Source organism: Pseudorhodoferax soli, assembly GCF_003337555.1.
Taxonomy (GTDB): domain Bacteria; phylum Pseudomonadota; class Gammaproteobacteria; order Burkholderiales; family Burkholderiaceae_C; genus Pseudorhodoferax; species Pseudorhodoferax soli.
Genome location: NZ_QPJK01000005.1, coordinates 354,220 through 370,191, shown reverse-complemented (window position 1 = coordinate 370,191; position 15,972 = coordinate 354,220). Strand labels below are relative to the sequence as shown.

Annotated in this window: 16 protein-coding genes and 1 tRNA gene; 12 read left to right on the top strand and 5 right to left on the bottom strand. The window is 66.7% G+C overall.

The window, feature by feature from the left end; genetic code table 11:
* Positions 1 to 26 precede the first annotated feature (26 nt).
* Both fabI and DES41_RS19590 read left to right on the top strand, forming a co-directional pair.
* The gene (gene fabI, locus DES41_RS19595) at positions 27 to 812 is read left to right on the top strand and encodes an enoyl-ACP reductase FabI (protein ID WP_114469546.1); all 786 of its coding nucleotides are present in this window, start codon (positions 27 to 29) and stop codon (positions 810 to 812) included.
* The gene (locus tag DES41_RS19590; RefSeq protein WP_114469325.1) at positions 763 to 1,653 is read left to right on the top strand and encodes a DNA ligase; all 891 of its coding nucleotides are present in this window, start codon (positions 763 to 765) and stop codon (positions 1,651 to 1,653) included. The genes fabI and DES41_RS19590 overlap by 50 nt, the downstream gene beginning before the upstream one ends.
* Position 1,654: 1 nt before the next feature.
* Here the strand turns inward: DES41_RS19590 and DES41_RS19585 are convergent, their stop codons facing one another.
* The gene (locus tag DES41_RS19585; protein WP_114469324.1) at positions 1,655 to 4,006 is read right to left on the bottom strand and encodes an arginine/lysine/ornithine decarboxylase; all 2,352 of its coding nucleotides are present in this window, start codon (positions 4,004 to 4,006) and stop codon (positions 1,655 to 1,657) included.
* A 120-nt stretch (positions 4,007 to 4,126) separates the two neighbouring features.
* On the opposite strand from DES41_RS19585, the gene DES41_RS19580 reads away from it, so the two are divergent.
* From DES41_RS19580 to DES41_RS19565, 4 genes are all read left to right on the top strand, one after another.
* Entirely contained in the window at positions 4,127 to 4,558 is a 432-nt protein-coding gene (locus tag DES41_RS19580) for an NfeD family protein (protein WP_425466376.1), read from the top strand.
* A 36-nt stretch (positions 4,559 to 4,594) separates the two neighbouring features.
* Positions 4,595 to 5,512 (top strand): SPFH domain-containing protein, encoded by a 918-nt coding sequence (locus DES41_RS19575; protein WP_114469323.1) that lies wholly within the window; start codon positions 4,595 to 4,597, stop codon positions 5,510 to 5,512.
* Positions 5,509 to 5,898, top strand: coding sequence for a DUF2237 family protein (locus DES41_RS19570; protein WP_114469322.1), 390 nt, complete (start codon positions 5,509 to 5,511; stop codon positions 5,896 to 5,898). The genes DES41_RS19575 and DES41_RS19570 overlap by 4 nt, the downstream gene beginning before the upstream one ends.
* A 24-nt stretch (positions 5,899 to 5,922) precedes the next feature.
* Positions 5,923 to 6,013 (top strand) — tRNA-Ser (locus tag DES41_RS19565).
* Positions 6,014 to 6,271: 258 nt separating this feature from the next.
* Here the strand turns inward: DES41_RS19565 and DES41_RS19560 are convergent.
* The 3 genes from DES41_RS19560 to DES41_RS37845 form a co-directional block, all read right to left on the bottom strand.
* On the bottom strand, positions 6,272 to 6,841 hold the full coding sequence (locus DES41_RS19560) for a DUF305 domain-containing protein (protein WP_245965783.1): 570 nt from the start codon (positions 6,839 to 6,841) through the stop codon (positions 6,272 to 6,274).
* Between the two features lie 206 nt (positions 6,842 to 7,047).
* On the bottom strand, positions 7,048 to 7,326 hold the full coding sequence (locus DES41_RS19555) for a hypothetical protein (RefSeq protein WP_114469320.1): 279 nt from the start codon (positions 7,324 to 7,326) through the stop codon (positions 7,048 to 7,050).
* A 231-nt stretch (positions 7,327 to 7,557) separates the two neighbouring features.
* Positions 7,558 to 7,863, bottom strand: a complete 306-nt coding sequence (locus DES41_RS37845; RefSeq protein WP_147282896.1) for a hypothetical protein — start codon at positions 7,861 to 7,863, stop codon at positions 7,558 to 7,560.
* 57 nt (positions 7,864 to 7,920) lie between these two features.
* On the opposite strand from DES41_RS37845, the gene DES41_RS19550 reads away from it, so the two are divergent.
* On the top strand, positions 7,921 to 9,204 hold the full coding sequence (locus tag DES41_RS19550) for a phospholipase D-like domain-containing protein (RefSeq protein ID WP_114469319.1): 1,284 nt from the start codon (positions 7,921 to 7,923) through the stop codon (positions 9,202 to 9,204).
* A gap of 118 nt (positions 9,205 to 9,322) precedes the next feature.
* On the opposite strand, the gene DES41_RS19545 is transcribed toward DES41_RS19550, so the two are convergent.
* The gene (locus DES41_RS19545; protein WP_170168231.1) at positions 9,323 to 10,378 is read right to left on the bottom strand and encodes a LacI family DNA-binding transcriptional regulator; all 1,056 of its coding nucleotides are present in this window, start codon (positions 10,376 to 10,378) and stop codon (positions 9,323 to 9,325) included.
* 166 nt (positions 10,379 to 10,544) lie between these two features.
* Here DES41_RS19545 and DES41_RS19535 point away from each other — a divergent pair, with 166 nt between their 5' ends.
* The 5 genes from DES41_RS19535 to DES41_RS19515 all read left to right on the top strand — a co-directional run bounded on the left by DES41_RS19535 (position 10,545) and on the right by DES41_RS19515 (position 15,968).
* Positions 10,545 to 11,519 (top strand): Bug family tripartite tricarboxylate transporter substrate binding protein, encoded by a 975-nt coding sequence (locus tag DES41_RS19535; RefSeq protein ID WP_114469318.1) that lies wholly within the window; start codon positions 10,545 to 10,547, stop codon positions 11,517 to 11,519.
* Positions 11,520 to 11,561: 42 nt separating this feature from the next.
* On the top strand, positions 11,562 to 13,319 hold the full coding sequence (araD, locus tag DES41_RS19530; RefSeq protein WP_114469543.1) for an L-arabinonate dehydratase: 1,758 nt from the start codon (positions 11,562 to 11,564) through the stop codon (positions 13,317 to 13,319).
* 28 nt (positions 13,320 to 13,347) lie between these two features.
* Entirely contained in the window at positions 13,348 to 14,157 is an 810-nt protein-coding gene (locus tag DES41_RS19525; protein WP_114469317.1) for an HpcH/HpaI aldolase family protein, read from the top strand.
* A 97-nt stretch (positions 14,158 to 14,254) separates the two neighbouring features.
* Positions 14,255 to 15,166: a Bug family tripartite tricarboxylate transporter substrate binding protein gene (locus tag DES41_RS19520; protein ID WP_211333010.1), complete on the top strand. Its 912-nt coding sequence runs from the start codon at positions 14,255 to 14,257 to the stop codon at positions 15,164 to 15,166.
* A 10-nt stretch (positions 15,167 to 15,176) separates the two neighbouring features.
* Positions 15,177 to 15,968 (top strand): TSUP family transporter, encoded by a 792-nt coding sequence (locus DES41_RS19515; RefSeq protein WP_245965782.1) that lies wholly within the window; start codon positions 15,177 to 15,179, stop codon positions 15,966 to 15,968.
* Positions 15,969 to 15,972 lie beyond the last annotated feature (4 nt).

Here is a 15,972-nt window from a genome sequence, read left to right as displayed (position 1 = left end):
TCATCGCAACGAACGAGAAGAACCACATGGGATTCCTGACTGGCAAGAAGCTGCTGATCACCGGCGTACTGTCCAACCGCTCCATCGCCTACGGCATCGCCAAGGCCTGTCACGCGCAAGGCGCAGAGCTGGCGTTCAGTTATGTGGGCGAGCGCTTCAAGGACCGCATCACCGAGTTCGCGGCCGATTTCGATTCCAAGCTGATCTTCGACTGCGACGTGGGCGATGACGCACAGATCGCCAAGCTGTTCGAAGACCTGGCCCAGACCTGGCCCAAGTTCGACGGCTTCGTGCACAGCATCGGCTTCGCACCGCGCGAGGCGATCGCCGGTGACTTCCTGGAAGGCCTGTCGCGCGAGGCGTTCAAGATCGCGCACGACATCAGCGCCTACAGTTTCCCGGCCATGGCCAAGGCTGCCCTGCCCTACCTCAACACCAGTTCGGCCCTGCTCACGCTCACCTACCTGGGCGCCGTGCGCACCGTGCCCAACTACAACACCATGGGCCTGGCCAAGGCCTCGCTCGAAGCCTCCGTGCGCTACCTGGCCGGCTCGCTGGGCCCCAAGGGCATCCGTGTCAACGGTGTCAGCGCGGGCCCGATCAAGACCTTGGCCGCGAGCGGCATCAAGGGCTTCGGCAAGCTGCTGCCAGCCGTGGCCGCGGTCTCGCCGATCCGCCGCAACGTGACCATCGAGGACGTGGGCAACGTCGCCGCCTTCCTGCTGTCCGACCTGGCCGGCGGCGTGACCGCCGAGATCACCTATGTGGACGGCGGCTTCAGCCAGGTCGTCGGCGGCATCGACGGCGAATAAGCCCCGCCGCGCGCTGCTCTTCGCAGCGCTGGGCAGCGCCTTGCTGCCCGCCGCCTCCGCCTGGGCGGCCCCGCCCAGGCTCATGCTGGCCAACGTCTACCGCCGCGGCATGCCGCTGGCAGGCTACTGGGTCAGCGAAAAATACGATGGCCTGCGCGGTTACTGGGACGGCCGGCAACTCTGGACTCGCGGTGGCGAACGCGTGGGCGCCCCCGCCTGGTTCACGGCCCCGCTGCCCGCGATGCCGCTGGACGGCGAACTGTGGGCTGGCCGCGGGCGCTTCGAACACGCGCTGTCCACAGTGCGCAGCCAGCAGCCCGCCGATGCAGCGTGGCGGGCCATGCGCTTCATGGTGTTCGACCTGCCGGCCGCGCCGGGCGATTTCGACGCCCGCCTCGCACGGCTGCACCAGTTGCTGCCGATCGCGGCTGCGCCCTGGATCGTCGCCGTGCCGCAGCAGCGCGCGCACACGCACGCAGCCTTGCAGGCGCAACTGGACCGCGTGGTCCAGGGCGGCGGCGAAGGCCTCATGCTGCACCTGGGCAGCGCACCCTACCGCAGCGAGCGCAGCGACGACCTGCTCAAGTTCAAGCCGTACGACGATGCCGAGGCCCGCGTCGTCGCGCACCTGCCCGGCCAGGGCCGGCATGCCGGCCGCCTCGGCGCGCTGCTCGTGGAGACCGGCGAGGGGCTGCGCTTCAAGCTCGGCGGTGGCTTCACGGACGCGCAACGCACGGCACCGCCCGCCGTCGGCGCACTCGTCACCTACCGCTACAACGGCCTGAACGCCAGCGGCCTGCCGCGCCACGCACGCTTCCTGCGCGTGCGCAGCGACGCCTGATTCAGATCGTGCGGCTGTAAGGCCCGTCGTTGCCCACCTGGACCATGTCCTCGGTGCGCGTGACCTTCTCGGCCTCGCTCATGGGCTCGCCCTCGGCCACGCAGTCGGCGAAGTAGCTCACGTTGCCGTTGTCGTCCTCGACCTCGACGAGCCCGTGGATGTCGGTCTCGAAGCCCGGGCACAGGAGGTTGAACTCGCGCGAGAACTTCAGGTAGTCGACGATCTTCTTGTTGAAGACCTCGCCCGGGATCAGGAGCGGAATGCCGGGCGGGTACGGCGTCACCAGGCTGGTGGTGATGCGGCCTTCGAGCGCGTCGATCGGCACGCGCTGTGTCTTACGGTGCGCGATGTGGGCGTAGGCATCGCTGGGCTTCATCGCGGGCGTCAGGTCCGACAGGTACATCTCGGTCGTGAGACGGGCGATGTCGTACTTGGCGTACAGCGTGTGGATGTGCTGGCACAGGTCGCGCAGGCCCATGCGCTCGTAGCGCTTGTGCTGCTGGCAGAACTCCGGAAGGATGCGCCACATCGGCTGGTTCTTGGCGTAGTCGTCCTTGAACTGCTGCAGCGCCGCCAGCATGGTGTTCCACCGGCCCTTGGTGATGCCGATCGTGAACATGATGAAGAAGCTGTACAGCCCCGTCTTCTCCACGATGATGCCGTGCTCGGCCAGGTACTTGGTGACGATGCTGGCGGGGATGCCCTGCTCGGCGAACTTGCCGTCCAGGTCCAGCCCCGGCGTGACGATGGTGGACTTGATCGGGTCCAGCATGTTGAAGCCGTCGGCCAGGTCGCCGAAGCCATGCCACTTGGCGGCCGCTGCGTCCTTGATGATCCAGTCGTCCGCCGTGCCCACGCCTTCGTCGACCAGCGCGTCCGGGCCCCAGACCTTGAACCACCATTCGTCCTTGCCGAACTCCTGTTCGACCTGGCGCATGGCGCGTCGGAAGTCCAGTGCCTCGAGGATGCTTTCCTCCACCAGCGCGGTGCCGCCGGGCGGCTCCATCATCGCGGCCGCCACGTCGCAGCTGGCGATGATGGCGTACTGCGGGCTGGTCGAGGTGTGCATCAGGAACGCCTCGTTGAACAGGTGGCGGTCCAGCTTGCGGTCCTGCGAATCCTGCACCAGCACATGGCTGGCCTGGCTGATGCCGGCCAACAGCTTGTGCGTGGACTGCGTGGCGAACACCAGCGCGTCCTTGGGCCGCGCACGGCGCTTGCCCATCGCGTGGTAGGAGCCATAGAACGGGTGGAACGCCGCGTGCGGCAGCCAGGCCTCGTCGAAGTGCAGCGTGTCCACGTAGCCGTCGAGCTTGCGCTTGATCGTCTCGGTGTTGTAGAGCACGCCGTCGTAGGTCGATTGGGTGACCGTCATCACGCGCGGCTTGACGGTGTCGGCATCGACACCGGCCAGCAGCGGATTGGCACGGATCTTGGCCTTGATGACCTCGGGCTCGAATTCGCTCTGCGGGATCGGGCCGATGATGCCGAAGTGGTTGCGCGTGGGCTTCATGAACACCGGGATCGAGCCGGTCATGATGATCGCGTGCAGGATGGACTTGTGGCAGTTGCGGTCGACCACCACCACGTCGCCCGGCGCCACGGTGTGGTGCCAGACCATCTTGTTCGACGTGCTCGTGCCGTTGGTCACGAAGAAGCAGTGGTCGGCATTGAAGATGCGCGCAGCATTGCGCTCGCTCTCGGCCACCGGGCCGGTGTGGTCCAGCAGCTGGCCCAGTTCCTCGACCGCGTTGCAGACGTCGGCGCGCAGCATGTTCTCGCCGAAGAACTGGTGGAACATCTGGCCGACCGGGCTCTTCAAGAACGCCACGCCGCCCGAGTGGCCCGGGCAGTGCCAGGAGTAGGAGCCGTCCTCGGCGTAGTCCAGCAGCGCCTTGAAGAACGGCGGCTGCACGCTCTCCAGGTAGCTCTTGGCCTCGCGGATGATGTGGCGTGCCACGAACTCCGGCGTGTCCTCGAACATGTGGATGAAGCCGTGCAGCTCGCGCAGGATGTCGTTGGGCATGTGCCGCGAGGTCTTGGTCTCGCCGTACACGTAGATCGGCACTTCCAAGTTCTTGCGGCGCACTTCCTCGATGAACTTGCGCAGGCTCAGCACCGCGGGGTCGAGGTCCGGGCCGGGCGTGAACTCCTCGTCGTCGATGGACAGGATGAAGGCACTGGCCCGGCTTTGCTGCTGGGCGAACTGCGACAGGTCGCCGTAGCTGGTCACGCCCAGCACCTCGAAGCCCTCGCTCTCGATCGCCTGGGCGAGCGCACGGATGCCGAGGCCGGAGGTGTTCTCCGAACGGTAGTCCTCGTCGATGATGACGATGGGAAAGCGAAACTTCATGGGCAGCTCCGGGCCGGGCCGAATTGGAAAGGCGCGAAGTGTACGAACAATGCATGACGGCAGAAGACCGGCGCGGCTTTTGACCCACAATGCGCGGGTTTCAAAGGAGGGCACCCACCCATGGGCATTGCAGATTCGACCTTCTGGTGGCTGCTGGCAGGCGCCTGCATCGTGCTGGAACTCGTCACCGGCACCTTCTACCTTTTGATGTTGGCGCTGGGCTTCGTCGCCGCGGCGCTGGCCGCCTACCTGGGCCTGGCGCTGGCCGGCCAGGTGGCCACGGCCGCCATCGCCGGCGGTGGCGCCGTCGCCATCTGGTATGCCGTGCGCAGCGCGCGCGGCCGCCAGGCTGCCGCATCGGCCAACCCCGACATGAACCTGGACATCGGCGAAACCCTGTCGGTGGACAGCTGGAATGCCGACGGCACGGCCTCCGTACACTACCGCGGCGCGCGCTGGACCGTGGTGCAGCGCGCCGCACAGCCGCCCGAAGCCGGCATCTACCGCGTGGTCGGTGTGGTCGGCAACCGGCTGATGGTCGACAAGGCCTGAACGCTCATCTCATACAACGCGCTTGGAGGTTCCCGGATGGAAGTCGCACTCGTCCTCTTGGTCATTGCCGCGGTGTTCGTCTCGCAGTCGATCAAGGTCGTGCCGCAGCAAAACGCCTGGGTCGTCGAGCGCCTGGGCAAGTACCACAGCACACTGACGCCGGGCCTCAATTTCCTGCTGCCCTTCGTCGACAAGGTCGCCTACAAGCACAGCCTGAAGGAAATCCCGCTCGACGTGCCCAGCCAGGTCTGCATCACGCGCGACAACACGCAGCTGCAGGTCGACGGCATCCTGTACTTCCAGGTGACCGACCCGATGCGCGCCAGCTACGGTTCGTCCAACTACATCGTCGCCGTCACGCAGCTGGCGCAGACCTCGCTGCGCAGCGTGATCGGCAAGCTCGAGCTCGACAAGACCTTCGAGGAGCGCGACATCATCAACGCGCAGGTCGTCGCCGCCATCGACGAGGCCGCGCTGAACTGGGGCGTGAAGGTGCTGCGCTACGAGATCAAGGACCTCACGCCGCCGGCCGAGATCCTGCGCTCCATGCAGGCGCAGATCACGGCCGAGCGCGAAAAGCGTGCGCTGATCGCCGCCTCCGAAGGCCGGCGCCAGGAGCAGATCAACATCGCCACCGGCGAGCGCGAGGCCTTCATCGCGCGCTCCGAAGGCGAGAAGCAGGCCGCCATCAACCAGGCCCAGGGCGAGGCCTCGGCCATCACCGCGGTGGCCGATGCCACGGCCCAGGCCATCGAGCGCGTGGCCGCCGCGATCCGCCAGCCCGGCGGCAACGAGGCCGTGCAGCTCAAGGTGGCGGAGGCCGCCGTCCACGCCTACAGCAAGGTGGCGGCCGACGCCACCACCACGCTGATCGTGCCGAGCAACATGGCGGACACCGCGGCACTGATCAGCTCGGCCATGAACATGGTCCGGCTGCAACCGCCTCGGCCATGAGCGCTGCCGTCCAGCACAACGTCCTCGGCTCCGAACTGGTGCCCTGCTCCTATGCGCCGCTGACGGGCTATTTCCGCGACGGCTGCTGCAACACCGACGACAGCGACACCGGCGCGCACGTCATCTGTGCGCGCGTCACGGCCGCCTTCCTGGCGTTCTCCAAACTGCGCGGCAACGATCTGTCCACCCGGCGGCCCGAACACCGCTTCGCCGGCCTGCAGCCCGGCGACCGCTGGTGCCTGTGTGCAGCGCGCTGGAAGGAGGCCCACGAGGCCGGCTGCGCGCCGCACGTGGTGCTGGAGTCCACGCACATCAGCGCGCTGGAATTCATCCTGCTGGAAGATTTGCAACGCCATGCCTGGCCCCAGCGAAATGCCGCAAATTGACTGCTAGAATCGCGGGCTTGCCACGGAGCGGTGGATGAGTGGTTTAAGTCGCACGCCTGGAAAGCGTGTGTGGGTTAATAGCCCACCGCGGGTTCGAATCCCGCCTGCTCCGCCAAATGACCATTCCTGAGCGTCTCATCGAGGCTCAGGAAGACCTAGAAAAACCCTGCAAGAACGTTGTTCTTGCAGGGTTTTTTTCTTTGTCGGCCCCGGATCCTATAGGGCGCGGCTGCAGGAAGTGGTGCCAGTCGCGTGGTGCGTGGGACGCCTGCTGGAGTTCCGGCCAAAAGCCCCGGCGGCCCACCTGACCCAATGCGAAGGTCGAGGGCTACCGCCGGCCGGGGGCCGCTCGCGCGACGCCTGGCCATCTCGGTCAACGGACCGCTTCCCCAATCTCCGGCGTCATGTCCGGCGTCAGCTCTGCAGTCCTCGGCGGCAACGTCACGGACCCGCGCGCACCGTTGTTCTCGATGTCGTCCACGAGCAGATTCATTTCGGCGATCTCCTTGACTTGTGCGCGGATGATCCCGTCGGCCAGCTTGCGCACGCGGGGATCGCGGATGTCGGCCTTGCGCGCGTTGTTGATGGCGATCGAGTGATGCGGAATCATCGACTTCATGAAGTCGACATCGCCGATCAGCGTCTGCTGACGGTTGATGGCGAGGATCAAGACGCCGAGCACGATGGCGCCGATCAGGATGGCGAGCTTCGTCCGTGGACCGGCATACATCCTCCACATGAAGGCCAGCATGACGGCCGCCATCACGCAGCCCATCACGACAGACGACACCAGCCGCGTCAGGCTGAAGGTGGCGTGATCGGCGCTGTAGACCAACTGGTACATCAGCGGAAACATCACGATCGTCGACGTCGCGATCATCGCGAAGAAGCGGCCCCAGCTCATCCTCATCATCGCGTGAGTGCTTTGCCTATCGGAGTTCATGGAGGCCATCCTTTGCTTGTCGAGGGCGGCGGCGAGTCGTCTTCAGGCCGAAGGCAGGCCCGCGCGTCTTCCAAACCCGGGCAAACGGCGCTCCCTGAACACCGAGATGGACGAGGTTTCGCCTTGAACTTCTGCTTCCGCTTCATTCCCCTACCGACCCGAATGGGCGCAACGGGTCGTTGCCGCAGTGGCGCCGCAGCAGGCCGTCAACGAGGCTTCCCTGAACGACCATGGCCTTCCACCTGGCCAGGGCCTTGTCCCTGATCCAGCCCGCCGTGGTCGGCAGCCCTCGCATCCGAGCCCAACGTGCGTCCCTCCCGGTCCATCTGGGTCGCAGTGGCTCCGGCAGTCTGGACCGTGTCGACGTCGGTCATGTTGGGCAGGTTCTCGCCTTGCCCACCCTGCGCACTTGCCGGATTCATGGCGCTGGGCAGCGACTGTTCCGGCTGGCCTTCCAGGTCCACATCCTCTTGGTTCCGCGTCATGTCTTGCCTCCTTTGCTGAGAGCTGCTGGCTCGTGACACCGTAGGAGTGCCCGAATGACGGCGGCGTCAACGGAACTGCTCGCTGCGAGTAGGACGGATGCCAGGTTCCACACCAGTGCGGCGGGCGTCTCGCGTTCTGAGGCGGAGTCTTGCCATGCATTCGCGGCCGCAGTTTGTATTGCGCCTCAGGCCTGTGACTCGAAGATGCTCGCCACACGCTGGACGATTCATTCATTCATATCGGCGCTCGACTTCACACAGTCCTCCGTCAACCGCAGTGGTCGAATTCAAGATATTAATCCTGCACCGAATAAACAATTGTTCTTGTTCTTCCTTTGGCAACACTTCAGTTGGTGCTTGCAAATAATCCAATGTCAGACACAGCCGTGTTTTGGTGTCGGCACGCATGTTTCCAGGAAGTTGCCATTTGCAGGCATTTAAAGTCCACGCTTTCGCACACACGAAAAATGAAGAGATAGATGCGCCCCAACCCAGTGAAACTTCATTCTGGCCGGCGATGACCAGTGCGATTGGCATTGGCGCGGTTGCGCCAACCATGGTGCGGCAAGACAACACCTGTTGCGAGGCCTCTGTATGAACCTGACGCGACGCCCTGTCGTCTTGATTGCATTGACGGCCCTTCTGACCGTCGCGGCAACGCTGGTGGGGCTCAACTTCACAAGCGGCGAAAGAAAGCTGGAGGAGCGAATCACCCGGCAATACGCTCTCGACGATCCGCAGTACCAGCGCGCACTCGGTGTTCTTCTCGGACCTCCGATCCTGCAGGGGAATCGGTTTGCTGCATTTCACAACGGCGACCAAATCTTCCCGCCAATGCTGGCGGCCATTCGCGCAGCGCGCCACAGCATCACATTCGAGACGTACATCTATTGGTCCGGCGACATCGGCCGCGCATTCGCCGACGCGTTGGCGGAGCGGGCCAAGGCCGGTGTGCCGGTGCATGTCCTGCTGGATTGGGTTGGCAGCGCAAAGATCGATGAGCGCTTCCTTGAAGAGATGGAAGCCGCGGGCGTGCAGATCCGCAAGTTCCACAAACCGGTCTGGTACGACCTGGCGCGGCTGAACAACCGCACCCACCGAAAGCTGCTGGTGGTGGATGGGCGCATCGGCTTCACCGGCGGCGTGGGCATCGCGCCCGAATGGACAGGCAATGCGCAAGACGCCCAGCACTGGCGCGATTCCCACTTCCGCGTGGAAGGCCCCGTCGTCGCCCAGATGCAAGCCGTCTTCATGGACAACTGGATCAAGGCTTCGGGCGAGGTGCTGCACGGCGAAATCTACTTTCCCGCACTCTCCGCAGTGGGAGAAGGCCGAGCGCAGGTCTTCAGCAGTTCACCTTCAGGGGGCAGCGAGAGCATGCACCTGATGTACTTGCTGTCGATCGCGGCCGCGACGCGAACCATCGATTTGTCCAGCGCGTATTTCGTGCCGGACAAGTTGACAGTCACGGCGCTTGTCGATGCCATGCGGCGCGGGGTGCGCGTGCGGATCATCACACCGGGGCCCATCATCGATGCCCAGTCCGTCCGCGCTGCGTCACGGGCGAGTTGGGGGCCGCTGCTCGAAGCGGGAGCACAAATCAGCGAATACCAGCCGACGATGTTCCACTGCAAGGTCTTCGTGGTGGACGGCCTGTTGGTGTCGGTCGGATCGACGAACTTCGACAACCGCTCGTTCCGCCTCAACGACGAGGCGAACCTGAACATCTACGATGCCAAGTTCGCCGAGGAGCAGACGCTGCAGTTCGAGGCCGATCTCAAAGTCGCCAAACCGATCACGCTGCAGGACTGGCGCGACAGACCTCTGCACGAGCGGGCCAGGGAGAAACTGGCATCGCTGCTGTCGTCACAACTGTAGGTGTATGGGCCCCCGGATGGGCCACCCAGTCCGCGCTCGACTCTTCCACGCCCTTCTGGCTCTGCTTCGTCTGAGGGTGCCGTGCACCCGCTGCGCGGATGGACTGGACGCGGCGGTTTCAAGCCAGGCGCGAGCTCTCGCGCACGATGAGTTCGCACGGAACCAGATGCGTCGCAGGCGGCGCTTCGGGGTCGCGGCCCGCTTTCAGGCTCAGCACCACCTGGGCCGCCTTGAGGCCGATGTCGTAGGGCCGCGGACGCACCGTTGTCAACGCGGGATGCAGGCGTGCAGCGATCGGTGCATCGCCGAACCCGGCAATCGCGAAATCCTGCGGGAAGCGGATGCCCCTGCCGGGCGCCGCGAGGATGGCGCCGACCGCCATGTTGTCACTGGCAAAGATGACGGCCTGCGGCCGCTGGTCCGGCGGCTCGCGCGACAGGCGCTCCAGCATCTGCGCACCGGCATCCAGCTCGTCATCGCATGAGGAGGCCTGCACATCCGGCGTGAGGCCCGCCGCCACCATCGCCTGTGCGTAGCCCTGCGCGCGCTGCTGGGCGCGGAAGTCCTGTGGAGCCTGCCGCAGCGCGAAGCGGATGCGCCGGGCGCCTTGCGCCAGGAAATGCCGCGCCAACTCCTTGCCGACGTCCGCGTGCGGGAAGCCGACCTGGTGGAAAGGCCGCCCGGGCACCACGCCCCAGGTCTCGACGATGGGACAGCGCGCGGCGCGCAGCAGCGCTTCGGATTCGGGCGTGTGGTCATCGCGGGTCAGGATCAATGCGCTGGGATGCCAGCCCATGAAGGCACGCACGGCCCGCTCCTCGCGGTCTTGCAAATACTCGGTGTTGGCCAGCAACAGCTGCAGGCCCGACCCCTCGAAACCGTCGCCCATCCCCTTCACCAGGTCGGCGAAGGTCGAGCTGCCCGTGTTCTGCATCACGGCCCCGACGACCCGGCTCTCCGCCGAAGCCAGCCGCCCCGCCATCTGGCTCGGCACGTAGCCGGTCTCCAGGATGATCTGGCGCAGGCGGTCGCGGACCACAGGCGACACTTTTTCCGGCGCATTGAAGTAACGCGACACGGTGATCGAAGACACACCGGCCAGCGCCGCGACGTCGTGGATGGTCCGAATGCCCAGCTTGCGGCGCGGCGCACGCACCCGCCCCGCGTTGTCCATGGCGGCATCCCTGGCTGGAGCGCCAGACGCCTCATCAGGGTTTTCCCTTGTCTCGGGTGGAACGGGTTGACGCATCGCAGCGCGCGAATATACAGTCGCGCCGATGTTACCGGTGACAGTTACCGGTAACAAGCTCGCCAAAGCGGGCTGCACTTCAGGAGACAGCATGCACATCACCCACCGGCTGGCACTCGCGCTGGCCATCTGCGCCTCCGCATCCGCAGGCAATGCCGAGACACCTTACCCCGAGCGCGCACTGACCCTCGTCGTGCCCTATCCCGCAGGTGGGGTGGCCGACACCATCGCGCGCCCGCTCGCCCAGGAACTGGGCAAGCGCCTGGGCCAGCCGGTCGTCATCGACAACCGCGCCGGCGCCAACGGCAACATCGGTTCTGCCTTCGTCGCGAGGCAGCAGCCAGCCGACGGCTACACCATCCTGCTCGGCTCCACGAGCACGCTGGCCGTCAATCCGCACCTCTACAAGTCGATGGGCTATGACCCGGTCAAGGACTTGCAGCCACTGACGCTCACGCACCAGATGCCCAATGTGCTGGTGGTCGGCGCCGGCACGCCCTACAAGTCGGTGGCCGAGGTCGTCGCTGCCGCCAAGGCGCAGCCCGGGAGGCTCGTCTACGGGTCGGCCGGCAACGGCAACAGCATGCACCTGGCCGGCGTGGTGTTCCAGGAGAAGACCGGCACCCAGCTGCTGCACGTTCCCTACAAGGGCGGCCCGCCGGCCTTGAACGATGTGCTGGGTGGCCAGATCCCCATGATGTTCCACAACCTGCCGGCGGTGGTGTCGTTCCGTCAGGCCGGCAAGGTGCGCGTACTGGCCGTCGCGTACACCAAGCGATCGCCGGTGCTGCCAGATGTGCCGACCATGGCCGAGGCCGGCGCGCCCGGCGTCGTGTCCATCGTCTGGAATGGCCTGCTGGTGCGCCAGGGCACGCCGCCAGCCGTGGTGCAGCGCCTGAACACCGAGTTGCGCGCGATCCTGGAATCACCCAACTTCCGCAGGCCGCTCGAAGCCCAGGGCTACGAGGTGCTGTCCTCCACACCCGCTGAGTTCGAAACGCTGCTGCGCAAGGACCTGGCCGCCATGGCCACCACCGTGAAGCAGGCCGATATCCGGCTCGACTGAGACTGCACTCCCGATTCGCCATTGCCTTTGCACTTCTTTCCCATGACAACGCCTCCTCGCAAAAACCTGAAAGAACTCCGCAGCCAGCGCTGGTTCGCCAGTGACGACATCCGCGGCTTCGCCCACCGCCAGCGCATGCAGCAGCAAGGCCTGGTGCGCGAGGAGTTCATGGGCCGCCCCGTGATCGGGATCATCAACACCTGGAGCGAGCTCTCGCCCTGCCACGCCCATTTGCGCGAGCGCGCGACGGCCGTCAAGCGCGGCATCCTGCAGGCCGGCGGCTACCCCTTCGAGCTGCCCGCGATGAGCCTGGGCGAGGTCATGGTCAAGCCCACGACCATGGTCTACCGCAACTTCCTCGCGATGGAGACCGAGGAGCTGCTGCGCAGCCTGCCGCTGGACGGCGCCGTGCTGATGGGCGGCTGCGACAAGACCACGCCTGCGCTGGTCATGGGCGCACTGTCCATGGACATCCCGGCGATCTTCTGCCCGGCCGGCCCCATGCTCAACGACCGCTACAAGGGCCTCACGGTCGGCGCCGGCACGCACACCAAGAAGTACTGGGAGCAGTACGTGGTGGGCGACATCGACCAGCCCGAGTGGATCGCGCTGGAAGCGAAGATGACGCGCGCGCCGGGCACCTGCAACACCATGGGCACGGCCAGCACGATGACCTCCATCATCGAGGCCATGGGCCTGACCTTCCCGGGCGCCACCAGCGTACCTGCCATGGACGCCGGCCACACACGCCTGGCCTGGGCCTGCGGCAAGCGCGCCGTGGAAATGGTCTGGGAAGACCTGCGGCCCTCGCGGATCGTCACGCGCGCAGCGCTGCTCAACGGTGTGGCGGCCTACATGGCGCTGGGCGGCTCCACCAACGCCGCCGTGCATCTGCCGGCCATCGCGGGCCGCGTGGGCATCGCACTGGGCCTGGACGAGCTCGACGCCATTGCGCGCCGCGTTCCCGTGCTCGCCAACCTGTTCCCCTCGGGCAACCGGCTCATGGAAGACTTCTACTACGCCGGCGGCCTGCCGGCCCTGCTCAACAAGATCCGCGAGCAGCTCGACCTCGATACGCTGACGGTCACGGGGCGCACGCTGGGCGAAAACATCGAGGGGCGCGTCTGCACCGACGATGACGTGATCCGCGATCCGCAAGCCCCGCTGATCGCCGCGACCACCGACTGCCCCGAAGCCGGCATGGCGCTGGCCGTGGTGCGCGGCAACCTGTGCCCCGACGGCGCGGTGCTCAAGCCCTCGGCCGCATCGCCGCAGCTGCTGCGCCACACCGGCCCGGCCCTGGTGTTCGACTCCAACGCCGAGATGCTGGCTGCCGTCAACGACCCGGACCTGGACGTCGACGAGAACACCGTGCTCGTGCTGCGCAACGGCGGCCCGGTGGGCGCGCCCGGCATGCCCGAGTGGGGCAACCTGCCCATCCCCAAGAAGCTGCTGCAGCGCGGCGTGCGCGACATGCTGCGCATCTCCGATGCACGCATGAGCGGCACGCACTACGGCACCTGCGTGCTGCACGTGGCGCCCGAGTCGGCCGTCGGCGGCCCGCTGGCCCTGCTCAAGACCGGTGACCTGGTCGCGCTCGACATCGGCCTGCGTCGCCTGGACATGCTGGTGTCCGACGAAGAGCTCGCTGCCCGCCGCGCCGCCTGGACGCCGCCGCCGCAGACCTACAGCCGCGGCTACGTCCGCATCTACCAGCAGCAGGTGACGCAGGCCGACAAGGGCTGCGACTTCGAGGTGCTGACCGGCAACGCGCCCACCGCCGAACCGTCCATCTACTGACCCTTTGACCAATCCTTCCCCAAGCACCATGGCCCAGACCTCCGACCTCCTTTCCAACCCCTTCCGCGCGCGCCTGGCGCAAGCCGGCACCCCGCTCGGCACCTGGCTCATGTCGGGCACCTCCAGCACGGCCGAGGCCATGGGCCGCGCCGGCTTCGACTGGCTGCTGGTCGACCAGGAGCACGTGCCCATGGACGAGAAGGACACGCTGCACGTGCTGCAGGCCATTGCCGGCACGCGCGCCGCGCCCGTGGTGCGGCTGGCGGCCAACGAGATGGTGCTGTTCAAGCGCGCGCTGGACATGGGCGCGCAGACCGTGATGGTGCCCTTCGTCGATTCCGCCGAGGCAGCCCGGCGGGCCGTGTCCTTCGCCAAGTACCCGCCGCAGGGCCAGCGCGGCTTCGCGGCCGTGTTCCGCGCCAGCGGCTACGGCACCGCCAAGGACTACGGCAAGCGCGCCAACGACTCGGTCTTCACGATCATCCAGCTCGAGACGCCCACGGCGGTGGCCGCGCTGGAGGACATCGCCGCCGTCGAAGGCGTCGATGCGCTGTTCCTCGGCCCGGGCGACCTGTCCGCCAACATGGGCCACATCGGCAACATCCTGCACCCTGAGGTGCAGGCTGTCATCGCCGATGTCGCCGCGCGCTGCCGCAAGCTCGGCATCCCGTGCGGCATCGTCGGGCCCACGCCCGAGGTGGTCTCCAGCTTCGTGTCCATGGGCTACGCTTTCGTGGCGGTCGCCTCGGACATGGGAATGATGATGCGCCAGGCCACGGCCTTCATCGACGCCATCCGCCCCAGCCTCGCGCAGGGCTTCGAAAGCAACGTCTACTGACGTGCGCGCCGTTCTCGTCCACCACAACAATCCAGGAACCGAACCGATGTTTCCGCGACTCGCTGTTGCAGCCGCCAGCTGCGCCATCTGTGCCGCCATGCTGTCCCCGGCCGCACACGCCCAGCAGCCTTACCCCCACAAGCCCATCACGCTGATCGTGCCCTTCGGGCCAGGCGGCACGTCGGACATCATGGCGCGCTTCATGCAGCAGCCGCTCGGCGAGATCCTGGGCGTGCCGGTCGTGGTGGACAACAAGGCTGGCGCCGGCGGCGCGATCGGCATGACCGCGCTCAAGAACGCAGCCCCGGACGGCTACACCATCGGCCTGTCAGTCATCGGCCCGCAGATGCTGCAGCCCGCGCTGCGCAACACCGGCTACACCGCCGACGGCTTCGAGCCGATCTGCGGCACCTACGACGTACCGCTGATGCTGATGGTGAAGCCGGACTCCAAGTTCAAGCAGCTCAGCGATGTGATCGCCGCCGCCAAGGCGCAGCCGGGCCAGCTGACCTACGGCTCATCCGGCACGGGCACGGTGCTGCACCTGTCCATGGCCATGCTGCTGGACCAGGCGAAGACGGACGGTCTGCATGTGCCGTACAAGAGTTCGGGCGAGATGATCACCGGCCTGCTGGGCCAGCAGATCGCGCTGTTCGCCGAAACCCCGACCATCTCGACGCAGTACAAGCTGCGCGGCCTCGCGGTGCTGGCCAAGGAGCGCCTGCCCGCCTACCCCGACGTGCCGACGTCTGCGGAAGGCGGCTTGCCGCTGCAGGCCTCCGTGTGGGGCGGCTTCATCGCTCCCAAGGGCCTGCCCGCCGCCGTGCGCCAAAAGCTCGAGGCCGCCTGCGAGAAGGCTGCGCATTCCGCGGCCTACCAGCAAAAGGCCGAGCAGGTGAACACGCCGCTCGTGTACCGCAACAGCAAGGACTACGGCGCCTTCGTCCAGGCCGAGCAGGAGCGCTACACCCAGCTGATCAAGACCCTCGGCCTGGCCGAGAAGCAGTGAGGCCACCGGCTTGCGGCTTGACGCGGTGAACTGGCCGGAGAGCGGCGATGCCGCATCCGTGGCGGCCTTCGCCGCCTGCGTGGCGCTGGCCACATTCGCCCAGAACCTCACCGGCTTCGCCTTCGGCCTCATCCTGCTGGGGCTGACGGCCAGCCTGCACGTGGCATCGGTCGCCGACGCCGCCAACGCGGCCATGGTGCTCACACTGGTCAACGCCTGGGTGTCCTTCCGCAGCCAGCGCATCGCACCGCCCTGGCGTTTGATGCGGCCCACCCTCATGGGCAGCACCATCGGCGTAGTGGCCGGCGTCGCCTTGCTCGGCTGGCTCAGCGGCAGTGCCGTGGCCTGGCTGCGCGGGCTGCTGGGCCTGTCCATCACCGCCTGCGCAAGCCTGCTGTTGCTGCAGGCAGGCACGCGCCAGCGCCAGTCGACACCGGCGGCCTTCGCCTGCGTCGGAGTTCTGTCGGGCCTGCTCGGCGGCCTGTTCTCGAGCTCGGGGCCGCCGCTGGTGTACCAGATGTACCGCGAGCCCCTGGACCGGGACCTCGTGCGCCAGGCGCTGCTGCTGGTGTTCGCCTTCAACGCCCTGTTCCGGCTGTGCCTGGTCGTGCCGGCGGGTCAGTTCAGCGCGCACGCGCTGCTGTTGGCCGCCTGCGCGGTCCCGGTCGTCTATGTCGTGACGCGCCTGCAGATCCGCTACCCGACCACGCTGCGGCCGGCCGTGCTCAAGGTCATCGTGGCCGGCCTGCTGCTGGCGTCGGGCTCCAGCCTCCTGGTGTCTGCCTACCTGGCCATCGCGTGAGCCG